Below are 13,495 nucleotides of genomic sequence, written 5' to 3'. Positions count from 1 at the left end.
CACCGAAACGGAGACCACACCGTGCAGTTCACCCTCGACGACCTGAAGCGGATCCTGCTGGAAGGCGCCGGCGCCGACGAGGAGGTCGACCTCGACGGCGACATCCTCGACCGGTCCTTCGACGAACTCGGCTACGAATCGCTCGCCCTGCTGGAGACCGCCAGCCGCATCGAGCGGGAGTACGGCATCACGCTGGACGAGTCGGCGGTCGCCGACGCCGGCACGCCGCGCGCGCTGACGGAGGTCGTCAACGCCCACCTGACGGCCGCCTCCGCCGCCTGACCGGCCGCCACCGATCCGACGCGTACACACAGGAGCAGTCATGTCTCAGCAGGACCGGCGAGTCGTCCTCGTCACCGGTGCCACCAGCGGAATCGGTCTGGCCGTCGCCAGGACACTGGGCGGCCGCGGACACCGGGTGTTCATCGGTGCCCGGAGTGCCGACAACGTCACCTCAACCGTCAAGCAGCTCCAGGAGGAGGGCGTCGACGCCGACGGCACCACGCTGGACGTACGGTCCGGCGCCGACGTTAAGAGGTTCGTCCAGGCCGCCGTGGAGCGCTTCGGCACGGTGGACATCCTGGTCAACAACGCCGGCCGCAGCGGAGGCGGTGTCACCGCGGACATCGCGGACGAGCTGTGGGAGGACGTCATCGACACCAACCTCAACAGCGTCTTCCGCATGACCCGCGAGGTGCTGACCACCGGCGGCCTGCGCGACAAGGAGTGGGGCCGCATCATCAACGTGGCCTCCACCGCGGGCAAGCAGGGCGTCGTGCTCGGCGCGCCGTACTCCGCCTCCAAGCACGGAGTGGTCGGCTTCACCAAGGCGCTCGGCAACGAACTGGCACCGACCGGCATCACCGTCAACGCCGTGTGCCCGGGTTACGTCGAGACCCCGATGGCCCAGCGGGTCCGCGAGGGCTACGCCTCCGCCTACGGCACCAGCGAGGACGCGATCCTGGAGAAGTTCCAGGCGAAGATCCCGCTCGGCCGCTACTCGACGCCCGAGGAGGTCTCCGGACTGGTCGCCTATCTGGCCTCCGACACCGCCGCCTCCATCACCTCACAGGCCCTCAACGTCTGCGGCGGCCTGGGCAACTTCTGACCCCCGCCGGCAGGGAGAACGCTAGGAGAGGAAGTCATGACGACCCGTCAGGTCGAGCACGAGATCAGCGTCGGTGCCCCCGCCCTTGCCGTCTACCGGCTGATAGCCGAGGTGGAGAACTGGCCGCGGATCTTCCCACCCACCATCTACGTCGACCACGTCGAGCGGGGCGAGGGCGAGGAGCGCATCCGGATCTGGGCCACCGCCAACGGCGAGGCGAAGAACTGGACCTCCCGCCGCACCCTCGACCCGGACAGCCTGCGGATCACGTTCCGCCAGGAGGTGTCCACCCCGCCCGTCGCCGCGATGGGCGGCACCTGGATCATCGAGCCCCTGTCCGAGGAACTGTCCCGGGTCCGCCTGCTGCACGACTACCGGGCGGTCGACGACGACCCCGAGGGCCTGAAGTGGATCGACGAGGCCGTCGACCGCAACTCGCGCTCGGAACTGGCCGCGCTGAAGACCAACGTGGAGTTCGCCCACGCCGCGGAGGAGCTGACCTTCTCCTTCGAGGACACCGTGCAGATCGACGGTTCCGCCAAGGACGCCTACGACTTCGTCAACGAGGCCGGCCTGTGGGTGGAACGGCTGCCCCATGTGGCGTCCGTCAGGTTCAGCGAGGACGTTCCCGGACTTCAGACCCTGGAGATGGACACCCGCGCCAAGGACGGCTCCACACACACCACCAAGTCGTACCGGGTCGCCTTCCCGCACCACAGGATCGCCTACAAGCAGGTCACCCTGCCCGCGCTGATGACCCTGCACACCGGCTACTGGACCTTCGCGGAGAACGAGGGCGGTGTCGCCGCCTCCTCGCAGCACACCGTGGTGCTCAACACCGCCAACATCGCCAAGGTCCTGGGTCCCGACGCGAGCGTCGAGGACGCCCGCGAGTACGTGCGCGGTGCCCTGAGCACCAACAGCCGTGCCACCCTGGGCCACGCCAAGGACCACGCCGAGAACAAGCGTTGACCATGGCCGACCCGGACAGCGATGTCATCGTCGTCGGCGCGGGCCCGGTCGGGCTGATGCTCGCCGGAGAGCTGCGGACCGGCGGGGCACGGGTGACCGTACTGGAACGGCTGGACGCACCCACCACCGAGTCCCGCGCCTCGACCCTGCACGCCCGCACCATGGAACTCCTCGACTCCCGGGGGCTGCTGGACCGCTTCGGTGAACCGCCGAACGACCGCATGGGCCACTTCGGCGGCATCCCGCTGGACCTGACACTGCCCGGATCCCACCCGGGGCAGTGGAAGGTCCCCCAGACCCGCACCGAGGCGATCCTCCACGCGTGGGCCCTCTCCCTGGGGGCGGACGTACGGCGCGGCCACCGGGTGACGGAGGTGACCGCACACCGGGAAGGCGTGGAGGTCGGGGCGACCGGGCCCGGCGGGGCGGTCCGGCTGCGCGCCCGGTACGTCGTCGGATGCGACGGCGAGGACAGCACGGTGCGCCGCCTGGCCCAGATCGGCTTCCCCGGGCACGACGCCGGACGGGAACTGATCCGGGCGGACGTGGACGGCATCGACATCCCGGCCCGGCGCTTCGAACGGCTGCCGAAAGGACTCGCGATCTCCGCGCGGAACCCCGCCGGCATCACCCGGGTGATGGTGCACGCCTACGGCCGCGCACCTGAACAGGGCTCCGGCGAACCGGAGTTCGCCGAGGTGTGCGAGGTGTGGCGGCACGTCACGGGGGAGGACATCGGCGACGGCACCCCGCTGTGGGTCAACCGCTTCGGCGACGCCTCCCGGCTCGCCGCACACTACCGGCGCGGCCGGGTCCTCCTGGCCGGCGACGCCGCACACCGGCAGCTGCCGGTCGGCGGCCAGGCACTCAACCTGGGCCTCCAGGACGCCCTCAACCTCGGCTGGAAACTGGCCGCCGTCGTCCGCGGCCGGGCACCCGACGGCCTCCTCGACACCTACGACCGCGAACGGCGCGCCGTGGGAGCCCGGGTCCTCGGCAACATCGAGGCCCAGTCGACGCTCCTGCTCGGCGGCCCCGAGGTCGAGGCCACCAGGGCCGTCCTGCGCGAACTGACCGGACACCGGCGCGTACGCCGGCGGCTCGCCGGGACCATCTCGGGCCTGGACGTGCGCTACGACACCGGCTCGGGCAACCACCCGTTGCTCGGCACCCGCCTCCCGCCCACCGGCCTGGTCACCGGCCGCGGCGCCACGACGACGGCCGAACTGCTGCGGCCCGGCCGCGGCCTGCTGCTCGACCTCTCGGGCGACGACGCCCGGCACGCACTGCTCCGGCGGACCTGCGGCCCCTGGCTCGACCGGGTCGACCTGGTCGCCGCGAGCACGCCGGACGGGGCCCGGCCGCCCCGGGGGAGCGACGTGCGCCTGGTGCGCCCCGACGGCCACATCGTCTGGACGGCGGACGACGACCCGGACGACCCGACCGCCGCGCTCGAAGCCTGGTTCGGGCCCGCGGGCTCCGTCCCCGACGCGGTGACGCTCGCGGACGGGACCCGGGCCCGGCCCACCACCCGGCATCCCACCGACCGACACCTCACCGAAGGAGACCACGACATGGGCAGGTTCACCGGCAGGACGGCACTGGTCACCGGCGCGAGCCGGGGCATCGGACGCGCGATCGCCGTACGACTGGCCGCCGACGGAGCCCTGGTCGCCGTGCACTACACCGCCAACCAGAGCGCGGCGGAGGAGGTCGTCGCGTCGATCGAGAAGGACGGCGGCCGTGCCTTCGCCCTGCGGGCGGAACTGGGGGTTCCCGGCGACGTCCACGACCTGTTCCTCGGGCTCGAAAGCGGTCTCAAGGAACGCACCGGGTCGACCGACCTGGACATCCTCGTCAACAACGCCGGGCAGATGGGCGGCGTCCCGATGGACGCGACGACCCCCGAGCAGTTCGACCGGCTCTTCGCGGTCAACGCCAAGGCCCCCTTCTTCATCATCCAGCGCGCCCTGTCGAACCTCACGTCCGGCGGCCGGATCGTCAACATCTCCTCCGGCCTCACGCACTTCGCCAACCCCGACGAGATCGCGTACGCGATGACCAAGGGCGCGGTCGAACAACTCGCCCTGCACTTCGCGAAGCTGCTCGCCCCCCGTGGCATCACCGTCAACAGCGTCGCGCCCGGCATCACCCGCAACGGCAACCCGGTGTTCGACATCCCCGAGGCCGTGCGGCAGATGGCGCAGCTCTCCGCGTTCGGCCGGGTCGGCGAGCCGGCGGACGTTGCCGACGTGGTGGCCTTCCTCGCCTCCGACGACAGCCGCTGGGTGACCGGGGCGTTCCTCGACGCCACCGGCGGGACGCTGCTCGGCTGAGCGCCCGCACCGCCGAACGACCGCCACCTTCCGCCCCGGGAGCAGCCTGATGAAACCCTCGCCGCGTGTGTCGGCCGCGCAGTGGAGCGCCGGGCAGTGGGCCCTGCTGCTGGTCCTGGCCGGCAACATGCTCATCGACTCCCTGGAGGTGTCGACGGCCGTCGTCGCCCTGCCGTCCGTCGGGCGCGGACTGCACCTGTCGCAGGCGGTCCTCCAGGGGGTCGTGACCGGTTTCGCCCTGGGATTCGGTGCCCTGATGCTCTTCGGCGGCCGGATCGTGGAACTCCTCGGCCGACGGCGGGTCTACCTGGCCGCGCTCCTCGGCTTCGCCGCCGCGTCCGTGGCAGGCGCCCTCGCCGACGGCCCCGCGCTCCTCATCGGCACGCGCGTGGTCAAGGGTTTCTGCGCGGCGCTCACCGCACCCACCGGTCTCGCCATCATCACCACCACCTTCCGCGAGGGCCGCCACCGCGACCGGGCGATCTCGGTCTACACCCTGGTCGCGGCAGGCGGGTTCGCGGGCGGGCTCGTCCTGTCGGGCCTGCTGACCGGAGTCAGCTGGCGCTGGACGTTCCTGTTCCCGGCGCCGGTGGTCCTGGTGCTGTTCGCACTCGGCGTGCGGCTGATCCCGGCCGACCCTCCCACCGGCGCGGCCGGCCGCCGCTACGACCTCGCCGGAGCCGCCACGCTCGTCACGGCCCTGTCGGCGCTGGTGTACGGCATCGTCGCGGTGCCGGGACACGGCTGGGCGAGCCCCCGCTCCCTCGGGCCGCTGCTGGCCGCCGCGCTCCTCCTCGGTGCCTTCGTACTGGTGGAGCGCACCGCGTCCGATCCGCTGTTCCGCCTCCGGGCCCTCGCCAACGGCGCCCTGCTGCGTTCGATGCTGGGCGCGGCCGCGCTGAACGGTTCGTACCTCGGCCTGCTGCTCGTGGCCACCCTCCAACTGCAGACCGTCGAGGACTGGTCGCCCTGGCACACCGGGCTGGCCTTTCTGCCCGCGAGTCTGCCCCTGGCCCTGAGCGCACCCTTCACCAGCCGCCTGGTCCGCCGGTTCGGCGCCCGGCGGCTGATCGCCCTGGGCGCCGTCGGTCCGCCGGCCGGCTATGCCCTGTACCTGCGGGCGCTGCACCCGCGCCCCGACTACGTCACCGAGGTACTGCCGACGATGCTGCTGGTCGGAGTCGGCTTCGCGCTGTGCTTCGGGGCGCTCAACGTGCAGGCCGCCGCGAGCGTGCCGGCCGCGGACCGGCCGACGGCCACCGGGCTCTACCAGTCGGCGGTGCAGCTGTCCGCCGTGGTGGTCCCCGCGCTGGTCATGGCCCTGTCGATCGCGCACGGTGCCCCGGGAGGCGCTCCGGCCGCGGACCTGGCGGCCGGGTACCGGCCCGCCGTCCGGCTGATCACCGCGCTGGGAGCGCTGGGCCTCGTGGTGGCCGCGGCCGGACTCGCCCGGCGCCCGGCGTCCGCGCCGGCCGCCGGGCCCGGCACGCCGGGCTCCCCCGACGCACGGGCCCCCGTCCGGTCATGAGCCGCACCGGCCCCCGGACGGTCCGGCACCGCATCCCGCCCGTCCAGAACACAGGAGTTGAGTCCATGACCACAGCCACGCCCCCCGGCGCCGTCGACGACGGGCCGGCCGCGCACCAGGGCCTGGAGGAACTCGTACGCGTCAAGGAGCGGGCCACCGACGGCCCCGATCCGGCGGCCACCGAGCGCCAGCACGCGAAGGGCAAGCTCACCGCACGCGAACGCATCGATCTGCTGCTGGATCCCGGGTCCTTCCACGAGGTGGAACCCCTGCGCCGGCACCGGGCCACGGGCTTCGGCCTGGAGAACAAGCGGCCCTACAGCGACGGCGTCATCACCGGCTGGGGCACCGTGCAGGACCGCACGGTGTTCGTGTACGCGCACGACTTCCGTATCTTCGGCGGCGCGCTCGGAGAGGCGCACGCCGCCAAGATCCACAAAATCATGGACATGGCGATCTCGGCCGGAGCGCCCCTCGTGTCGCTCAACGACGGTGCCGGAGCCCGTATCCAGGAGGGCGTCTCGGCGCTGGCCGGGTACGGCGGCATCTTCGAGCGGAACACCCGGGCCTCCGGGGTCATCCCGCAGCTCAGCGTCATGCTCGGACCGTGCGCGGGCGGCGCGGCGTACTCGCCCGCACTCACCGACTTCGTCTTCATGGTCCGCGACACGTCCCAGATGTTCATCACCGGCCCCGACGTGGTCCAGACCGTGACCGGCGAGGAGATCAGCCACAACGGTCTCGGCGGAGCCGATGTGCACGCCGAGACGTTCCGGAGTCGCCCACTTCGCCTACGACGACGAGCGCGGCTGCCTGGAGGACGTGCGCTTCCTGCTGTCCCTGCTGCCCTCCAACAACCGTTCCCTGCCGCCCTCCGTGCCGAGCGACGACCCCCGCGACCGCGCCGGCGACGCCCTGCTGGACCTGGTCCCGGACGAACCGGGGCGCAGCTACGACATCCGCGCCGTCGTCGAGGAGATCGCCGACCACGGCGAGTACTTCGAGGTGCATTCCGGCTGGGCGCGCAACGTCGTCTGCGCGCTGACCAGACTCGGCGGCGAGGTCGTCGGCGTCGTCGCCAACCAGCCCGCCTTCTCCGCCGGGGTCCTCGACATCCACGCCAGTGAGAAGGCGGCGCGCTTCGTCCAGTTCTGCGACGCCTTCAACATCCCGCTCGTCACCCTGGTCGACGTACCCGGCTTCCTGCCCGGCGTGGACCAGGAGCACGGCGGCATCATCCGGCACGGCGCCAAACTCCTGTACGCGTACTGCAACGCCACCGTGCCCCGGATCTCGGTCGTCCTGCGCAAGGCGTACGGCGGCGCGTACATCGTGATGGACTCGCGTTCCATCGGCGCCGACCTGGCCCTCGCCTGGCCCGGCAACGAGATCGCGGTGATGGGCGCCGAGGGCGCCGCGAACGTCATCTTCCGCCGTGAGATCCAGGCGGCCGACGACCCCGAGGCCGTACGGCAGCAGAAGATCAAGGAGTACCGGACCCAGCTCATGCACGCGTACTACGCGGCCGAGCGCGGCCTGGTGGACGACGTGATCGATCCGAGGAGCACCCGGGAGATCCTCATCGGCTCCCTGGCGATGCTGCGCGAGAAGCACGCCGAACTGCCGTCGCGCAAGCACGGCAACCCCCCGCAGTGACCCGGCCGGAGCACCGCGGTCACCGGCCGGTCGCGCACCTGATGGAGGAGACCATGGACACCGCACCCGTCATCCGCGTAGTCAGGGGCCGGGCGAGCCCCGAGGAACTCGCCGCGCTCACCGTGATCCTGCTCGCCAGGTCCGGGGAGGACCGTGGCACGGCCGGACACCCCTTCGCCCACGACCACGGCAGGGCCACCTGGCGCCGCCTGGACCGGGCGCTGAACCACCGGGGCGCCCGCAGCTGGCGTGACGAGTCCCGGCGCCTCGGACCGCGCCGGCAGGTCAGGGCATGACGACGACTCCAGGAGGCCTCGCCATGAAGGTACTCGGCACCGACGCCACCGCCGCCGCGCCCGCGGACCGGCACCCGGCGGAAAGCGGCCAGCACGGCACGCAGCCGCCTCCGTCCCCCGGGCCGGCCGGAGCGGACGACACCGATCCCGACGAGTCGCACATCGTCCGCGGAACCGACTGACGGCCGGCCGGCGCCGCCCCCCCCACGGAGACGGGAACATGCCACAGCACCGGACCACCACGACGCCACCGCCATCGCCACCGGACGGCGGCACAGCCCTCGAAGCGCCGTCCACCACCCGGCAACCCGCCGCGTCCGTACGGGAGATCGCCCTGGACGGAGCCGGCATCCCCCTCTCGGCCCTGCTCGCCGAACCGGCCAAGGACGATCCCCGTGCCGTCGTGGTCGCCGTGCACGGGGGCGGGATGCGGGCGGGCTACTTCCACGGACTGGCACATCCGAGTCTGTCGCTGCTCACCCTCGGCACCCGGCTCGGCTTCAGCGTGCTGGCCCTCGACCGGCCCGGTTACGGCCTGTCCGCCGGCCGGCTGCCGCGCGGCCAGCCGCTGACCGAGCAGACGGCCACGGTGCGGGCGGCGCTGACCGACTTCGGCCTGCGCCACCGTACCGGCGCCGGACTGTTCGTCGTGGCCCACTCCTACGGCGGGAAGCTCGCTCTGTCCCTGGCCGCCGAGGGCACCGGACTGATCGGCCTGGACGTCTCGGGCCTCGGGCACCGTTACGCGGTCGACCCGCGACGGGTCGGCTCCGCGCACGACCGAGGCGCCGCGGCGCTGCACTGGGGGCCGCTCGGGCTCTATCCGGCGCACACCTTCCGCCTCGCCGCGCCGCTGGTGTGCCCGATGCCCGAGCAGGAACGGCGCGAGGCACGGCAGTGGCCGGACCGCTTCCCGGACCTCGCGCGACGGGTGACGGTCCCGGTCCGGTTCACCTACGCCGAGCACGAACGCTGGTGGCGGCACGACGAGGAATCGCTGCACGACCTGACCGGACTCCTCGCCTCCCGCACGGTGCTGACGGACCGGCTGCCGCGCGCCGGGCACAACATCAGCCTCGGTTGGGCGGCGCGCCCCTACCACCTGCGGGCGCTGGCCTTTCTGGAGGAGTGCCTCGCCGCCTGGGACGCCGGTCGTTGACCTCAACCCGACTTGAGGTCATACAGTGACAAACCTTCCGGTCCCTCCCCGTCCGCGTCCCGTGGACGGTGCCGCCCGCCTCCCCGAGGAGAAACATGTTCACAGCCCCGCTGCGTCTCGCCGTCATCTGTGCCAGCGTCAGGGAGGGCAGGTTCGGTCCGACCCCGGCCCAGTGGATCAGCGAGCAGGCCCGCCGGCGCGAGGAGTTCGAGGTCGACTACGTGGACCTCGCCGACCATCCGCTGCCCACCAGGCTGTCGGAATCCCCGTCGCCCGAGGTGACCGAGGTGCTCTCCAAGGTGTCACCGAGGCTGGACAGCGCGGACGCGTTCATCGTGGTGACACCCGAGTACAACCACAGTTACCCGGCCTCGCTGAAGACCCTGATCGACTGGCACTACACGCAGTGGCAGGCCAAGCCGATCGGGCTGGTGTCCTACGGAGGCCTGGCCGGCGGCCTGCGGGCGGCCGAGCATCTGCGACAGGTCTTCGCCGAGTTGCACGCCGTGACGATCCGCGAACAGGTGAGCTTCCACATGCCCTGGGGCAACTTCGACGAGAACGGGCCGACGGACGCCGAGGGCGCCGAGACCGCCGTCAAGAAGCTGCTCGGCCAGCTCGCGTGGTGGGGCGAGGCCCTGCGCGAGGCGCGCGAGAGGACGCCCTACGTCGGCTGAGCGGGACGTACGGGGGAGCGGGACGCTCGGGGGAGCCGGACGTTCGGGGGAGTGCGGCGCTGTTCAGGCCGCGACGCTGATGCCCCGGCCGAAGCGGAACCCCACCGCGCGCACGGTGACGATCCAGTCGTTGTGACCGAGCTTGTTGCGCAGGCTGTTGACGTGTGTGTTGATGGTGCGCCCGGTGGCCCCGTGCCCGTTGGGCCAGACCCGCGCCATGAGTTCCTTGCGGCTGAAAATGGTCTCCGGGTGGGAGGCGAGCAGCAGGAGGAGGTCGAACTCCTTGCGGGTGAGCGTCAGCGGGCTCTCGCCCAGGAACGCCTCACGCACGGCCGCGTCGATGCGCAGTGGCCCGCGCACGATGCTCCGGGCGGCGGACGTGGGATGGGCGCGGCGCAGCACGGACTCCACGCGGGCCAGCAACTCCTGTGCTCCGTAGGGCTTGTTGACGCAGTCGTCACAGCCGGCCTGCAGTCCCAGCACGCGTTCCAGTTCGGTGGACCGCTCGGTGACGCCGATGATCGGGGTGTCCGACGTGGCCCGGATCTCCGCACAGACCTGGAGGCCGTCGCGGTCGGGCAGGCCCAGTTCGAGCAGCACCAGGTCCGCCTGCGGGTGCTGGCGCAGCGCTTCCTCCCCCGTGGCGACGCTCCAGGCGTCATAGCCGCTGCGGCGCAAAAGATGCACGGCATTTCGGGCCGATGTGGTGTCGTGGTCGACTATGAGCACCCACATGGCGAAATACCTTTCGATGAGTGGAGTGGTAGGGGTTGGGGCTTCATCGATCGCTCTTCGTCACTCAGGAACCTGGCAGCCGGGACGACGCGAAATCACCGCCGCATCCCACGTATCTGTCTTTCGTGCGGCCGGCCACTGAAAGATGGCTGACTCATTACGTGTACCCAGCTTAAGAACGCTACCCGTGGTTGCGTCAACTGTCTGAAATCAGTCAGGAGTTATGGGCTCTCGGCGTAGCTGTGCGTGAAGTTGTCCCGGCCGTCTTCACAGTGAGTGAAAAGGAAGTTCGATCGGTCCATAGCGCGCGTGCGGCTTCAGCCGCATCAGCGCGTCGTACCGGTCCGCTACCGAGAAGTGCCAGAACTCGGTCGCATAGTTGGTGAAACCCGCGTTCGCCATGGCGTCGAGCAGCAGCGTGCGGTGGTGGCGCGCGCGATCGCCGAGGTGCGGGGCGTGGGTGAAGCAGGCGCCGTCGCTCTTCTCGGGGGAGGCATTGACGCGGGTGCCGAGGTCGAGTTCGTGGCCGTCCTGGTCGGCGAGGGTCACGTCCACGGCCGCGCCCGCGGAGTGGGGCGCGATCTCCGGCGGTGACACGTACCGGCTGGCGGCGTGGTGCAGTTGCTCAGCCGTCCAGTCGGGGTGAGCGGCGGCCAGCTCGTCCCGGTACTTGGTGAAGTAGCGCCGCTGCAGGGCCGGCGGCCGGTAGCCCTCGACGAACAGCAGGTCGGTGCCGGCGGGCAGGAGCGAGCGGGCGTGCTCCAGCCGGGCGAGGACGCCCTCGCGGACGTGGGCGAACGCGCCCCGCGGATCTTGCTTGCGGGGATCGACGCGGAGGCTGTGGTCACGCACGTCGACGAGCGGCTCCCCGCACTCGCGCACCGGGATCGCGGCGACCCGCGGATCGGACATCAACACCAGAGGGTTCATCGGGTCTCCCTGTGACGGCTTGCACTGCGGCGGCGGGATGGAGGAGGCAGGGGCCAGACCGGTTTCGCGCAGGATGCGCGCGACGGTGTCCGGCAGTGTGCTGTCGGCCGGGATCACGGTCTCCAGACCCCCGGGCAGCAGATCCAGCGTGCGGTACCAGGAGGCGAGATGGCTGTCGGTGACCCCCGCCAGGTACGCGGCGTCCGCCTTCGACGCGTGCCGGACGAAGGTCGTCTCCAGCGGCACGTCCAGGTAGTAGCAGCAGGAGACGCCGCGGTGGTCCCGTACCAGGGACGTGATCATGTGGCTGTAGCGATCGGCGTACAGGATCCCTTCGAGCACCACGTGAAAGCCGGCGTCCAGCGCGTCGCGCGTGATCCTGCCCAGCAGGGCGATGTTGGCGCCGCGCGCGGTGTCGTGTTCCCCGAGCACCTTCCGGCGGGTCACGTCCTGGCCCACGATCGCGACACCGCGGCCGCAGTGATCTCGCAGCCCCTGGGCCACGCTTGACTTGCCCGACGCCGAGTTGCCGCGAATCACCACGAGGCGGGTGTCCTCACGGCCGGTCGCGGTCGCGGTGGACAGAGGACGGTGTGTGCCGGTCATGCGGGCCGGCCTGTCTCGCTGTACAGGTCCCCGTCCTGGACCTTTGCGATGGCTTGGCGGGCGTAGGGGACGAGGTTGTCGGGCAGCGCGGCGGGGTCCCAGAATTTCCACTGGGTGCACTTGTCCGGCTCGCGCGGCTCCGGCTCGCCGCTCCGGGCGCGGGCGCGGAAGAACAGGCCCATGCGGGGCCGGTCCCCGGCGCGGTCGGTGTGGTGGACGACGTGGACGAGTTCGAACGTCCCGGCGCTCGATGTGCAGGCCGGCCTCCTCCCGTGCCTCCCTGATCAGACAGCTGACGGCGCTCTCCCGCTCGCAGTGGCCGGCCAGGACGTGCCAGGTGGAGGGCGCGAACGTGGAGTCGGGGTGGCGCAGCCCGAGCAGCACCGTCCCGTCGGGCCGCTCCAGGTAGAGGTGGACGCCGATGATGTTGGGGACGGTGCCGTGCGGTGTGGGCGGGCGGCGCTCGTCGTACGGCGCGGTGCCGGCGGCGTGGCGCCGTACGAGGTCGCCGGTGGTGTCCGCGATACGCAGGCGGTGGAGGTCGGCGGGGGCGAACCAGGCCAGCATCACCCCTTCCGTCAGGTGGAGTTCACGCGGGTCGCCGTTCCACCGGCCGGCGTAGACGGCGATGGGCACGGTCCTGCCGGCGTCGTCGGTCGCCTCCTCGGTGCCGAACGGGGTCAGGTCGGCGATGTGGAGGCCGGCCTCCTCGGCCAGTTCGCGCCGCACGGTGTGTTCCAGGGTGGCGTCCTGGGGCTCTCGGCCGCCGCCCAGCAGGGACCACATGCCCGGCTCCCAGATCCGGCCGGGGAAGTGGTCGCGCAGGTGGAGCAGGTACTCGCCGCGGTCGTTGTGGATCAGGGCGGAGGCGTTGACGGTCTCCGGTTCGGTCTCCGGCGGGAGTTTGAGCAGCTTCTCGCGCAGGCAGGGGGAGGTCACCCTGTCCATGGGCCGCCATTCGATGCCGCCGACCTCTTCTTCCTGCAACACCACCGGCGCCTCGGTCGCGGTGCGCAGGCGGAAGAGGAAGCGGAAGTCGAAGTGCTGGTGGCCGGGTTCGCCTTTGCCCGGGTGGGCGTCAACGTCGTGGATGTCGATGTCGAACGGCACGGTCTCGTAGCCGGGCCACGGCACCACGGCCCGGGGCGGGATCCCGGTCTCCTCGTGCAACTCCCGCAGCGCCGCCCCTGCCAGGGACTCGTCGGCGGGCTCGGTGTGTCCGCCGGGGGCGAGGACCTTCCCACTCGTCAGGTGCAGCACGTGCAGGACGCGGCCGAGCGGGTCGACGACGATCGCGCCGCAGGTCACGTGCCCGGTGAAGGTGGAGCGGCTGGTGATGTCGGTGGGACGGCCGAGGGCGTCCAGGAGGCCGCCGAGCCGCTCGCTCTCGTCGGGGTGGCGAGCGGAGTAGGTCTCGACGGTGGTGCGGATGTGGTCGTACGGCAACGGCATGGGGTTACCTCGTTGGTAGGCGGAGCGGGAGGAGTCGAGG

11 protein-coding genes and 1 pseudogene are annotated in these 13,495 nt (G+C 71.6%); 10 read left to right on the top strand and 2 right to left on the bottom strand.

The window, feature by feature from the left end; translation table 11 throughout:
* Positions 1-21: 21 nt before the first annotated feature.
* The 10 genes and pseudogenes from AC4IHM_RS07185 to AC4IHM_RS07140 all read left to right on the top strand — a co-directional run bounded on the left by AC4IHM_RS07185 (position 22) and on the right by AC4IHM_RS07140 (position 9,732).
* Positions 22-282: an acyl carrier protein gene (locus AC4IHM_RS07185; protein ID WP_490866254.1), complete on the top strand. Its 261-nt coding sequence runs from the start codon at positions 22-24 to the stop codon at positions 280-282.
* A 40-nt stretch (positions 283-322) separates the two neighbouring features.
* On the top strand, positions 323-1,108 hold the full coding sequence (gene fabG, locus AC4IHM_RS07180) for a 3-oxoacyl-ACP reductase FabG (protein ID WP_490866253.1): 786 nt from the start codon (positions 323-325) through the stop codon (positions 1,106-1,108).
* 36 nt (positions 1,109-1,144) lie between these two features.
* Positions 1,145-2,080 carry an aromatase/cyclase gene (locus AC4IHM_RS07175; RefSeq protein WP_490866252.1) on the top strand — a complete coding sequence of 312 codons (936 nt, stop codon included), beginning with the start codon at positions 1,145-1,147 and terminating at the stop codon, positions 2,078-2,080.
* A 2-nt stretch (positions 2,081-2,082) separates the two neighbouring features.
* Complete coding sequence (locus tag AC4IHM_RS07170; RefSeq protein WP_490866251.1) at positions 2,083-4,416, top strand: SDR family oxidoreductase; 2,334 nt, start codon at positions 2,083-2,085, stop codon at positions 4,414-4,416.
* A 49-nt stretch (positions 4,417-4,465) separates the two neighbouring features.
* Complete coding sequence (locus AC4IHM_RS07165; protein ID WP_490866250.1) at positions 4,466-5,944, top strand: MFS transporter; 1,479 nt, start codon at positions 4,466-4,468, stop codon at positions 5,942-5,944.
* A 65-nt stretch (positions 5,945-6,009) separates the two neighbouring features.
* Positions 6,010-7,600 (top strand): annotated as a pseudogene (locus tag AC4IHM_RS07160) (acyl-CoA carboxylase subunit beta).
* A gap of 53 nt (positions 7,601-7,653) precedes the next feature.
* Positions 7,654-7,896, top strand: coding sequence for an acyl-CoA carboxylase subunit epsilon (locus AC4IHM_RS07155; RefSeq protein WP_490866249.1), 243 nt, complete (start codon positions 7,654-7,656; stop codon positions 7,894-7,896).
* A 23-nt stretch (positions 7,897-7,919) separates the two neighbouring features.
* On the top strand, positions 7,920-8,078 hold the full coding sequence (locus AC4IHM_RS07150; RefSeq protein ID WP_490866248.1) for a hypothetical protein: 159 nt from the start codon (positions 7,920-7,922) through the stop codon (positions 8,076-8,078).
* 38 nt (positions 8,079-8,116) lie between these two features.
* Positions 8,117-9,055 carry an alpha/beta fold hydrolase gene (locus AC4IHM_RS07145; RefSeq protein ID WP_490866247.1) on the top strand — a complete coding sequence of 313 codons (939 nt, stop codon included), beginning with the start codon at positions 8,117-8,119 and terminating at the stop codon, positions 9,053-9,055.
* A 95-nt stretch (positions 9,056-9,150) separates the two neighbouring features.
* Positions 9,151-9,732, top strand: a complete 582-nt coding sequence (locus AC4IHM_RS07140; RefSeq protein ID WP_490866246.1) for an NADPH-dependent FMN reductase — start codon at positions 9,151-9,153, stop codon at positions 9,730-9,732.
* A gap of 63 nt (positions 9,733-9,795) precedes the next feature.
* On the opposite strand, the gene AC4IHM_RS07135 is transcribed toward AC4IHM_RS07140, so the two are convergent.
* Both AC4IHM_RS07135 and AC4IHM_RS07130 read right to left on the bottom strand, forming a co-directional pair.
* Positions 9,796-10,467: a response regulator transcription factor gene (locus AC4IHM_RS07135; protein WP_490866245.1), complete on the bottom strand. Its 672-nt coding sequence runs from the start codon at positions 10,465-10,467 to the stop codon at positions 9,796-9,798.
* Positions 10,468-10,734: 267 nt separating this feature from the next.
* Entirely contained in the window at positions 10,735-13,455 is a 2,721-nt protein-coding gene (locus AC4IHM_RS07130; RefSeq protein WP_490866244.1) for an NUDIX domain-containing protein, read from the bottom strand.
* Positions 13,456-13,495 lie beyond the last annotated feature (40 nt).

The organism is Streptomyces sp. SL06 (assembly GCF_058244745.1).
Note: the sequence above shows the minus strand (reverse complement) of the source record. Positions and strands in the feature narration are given on the sequence as shown.

What these genes read in the sequence shown, in the direction of transcription:
- fabG (WP_490866253.1), top strand. Translation starts at nt 323, where the DNA reads ATGTCTCAGCAGGACCGGCGAGTCGTCCTCGTCACCGGTGCCACCAGC.
- AC4IHM_RS07130 (WP_490866244.1), bottom strand. Translation starts at nt 13,455, where the DNA reads ATGCCGTTGCCGTACGACCACATCCGCACCACCGTCGAGACCTACTCC.
- AC4IHM_RS07135 (WP_490866245.1), bottom strand. Translation starts at nt 10,467, where the DNA reads ATGTGGGTGCTCATAGTCGACCACGACACCACATCGGCCCGAAATGCC.
- AC4IHM_RS07165 (WP_490866250.1), top strand. Translation starts at nt 4,466, where the DNA reads ATGAAACCCTCGCCGCGTGTGTCGGCCGCGCAGTGGAGCGCCGGGCAG.
- AC4IHM_RS07145 (WP_490866247.1), top strand. Translation starts at nt 8,117, where the DNA reads ATGCCACAGCACCGGACCACCACGACGCCACCGCCATCGCCACCGGAC.
- AC4IHM_RS07155 (WP_490866249.1), top strand. Translation starts at nt 7,654, where the DNA reads ATGGACACCGCACCCGTCATCCGCGTAGTCAGGGGCCGGGCGAGCCCC.
- AC4IHM_RS07140 (WP_490866246.1), top strand. Translation starts at nt 9,151, where the DNA reads ATGTTCACAGCCCCGCTGCGTCTCGCCGTCATCTGTGCCAGCGTCAGG.
- AC4IHM_RS07175 (WP_490866252.1), top strand. Translation starts at nt 1,145, where the DNA reads ATGACGACCCGTCAGGTCGAGCACGAGATCAGCGTCGGTGCCCCCGCC.
- AC4IHM_RS07170 (WP_490866251.1), top strand. Translation starts at nt 2,083, where the DNA reads ATGGCCGACCCGGACAGCGATGTCATCGTCGTCGGCGCGGGCCCGGTC.
- AC4IHM_RS07150 (WP_490866248.1), top strand. Translation starts at nt 7,920, where the DNA reads ATGAAGGTACTCGGCACCGACGCCACCGCCGCCGCGCCCGCGGACCGG.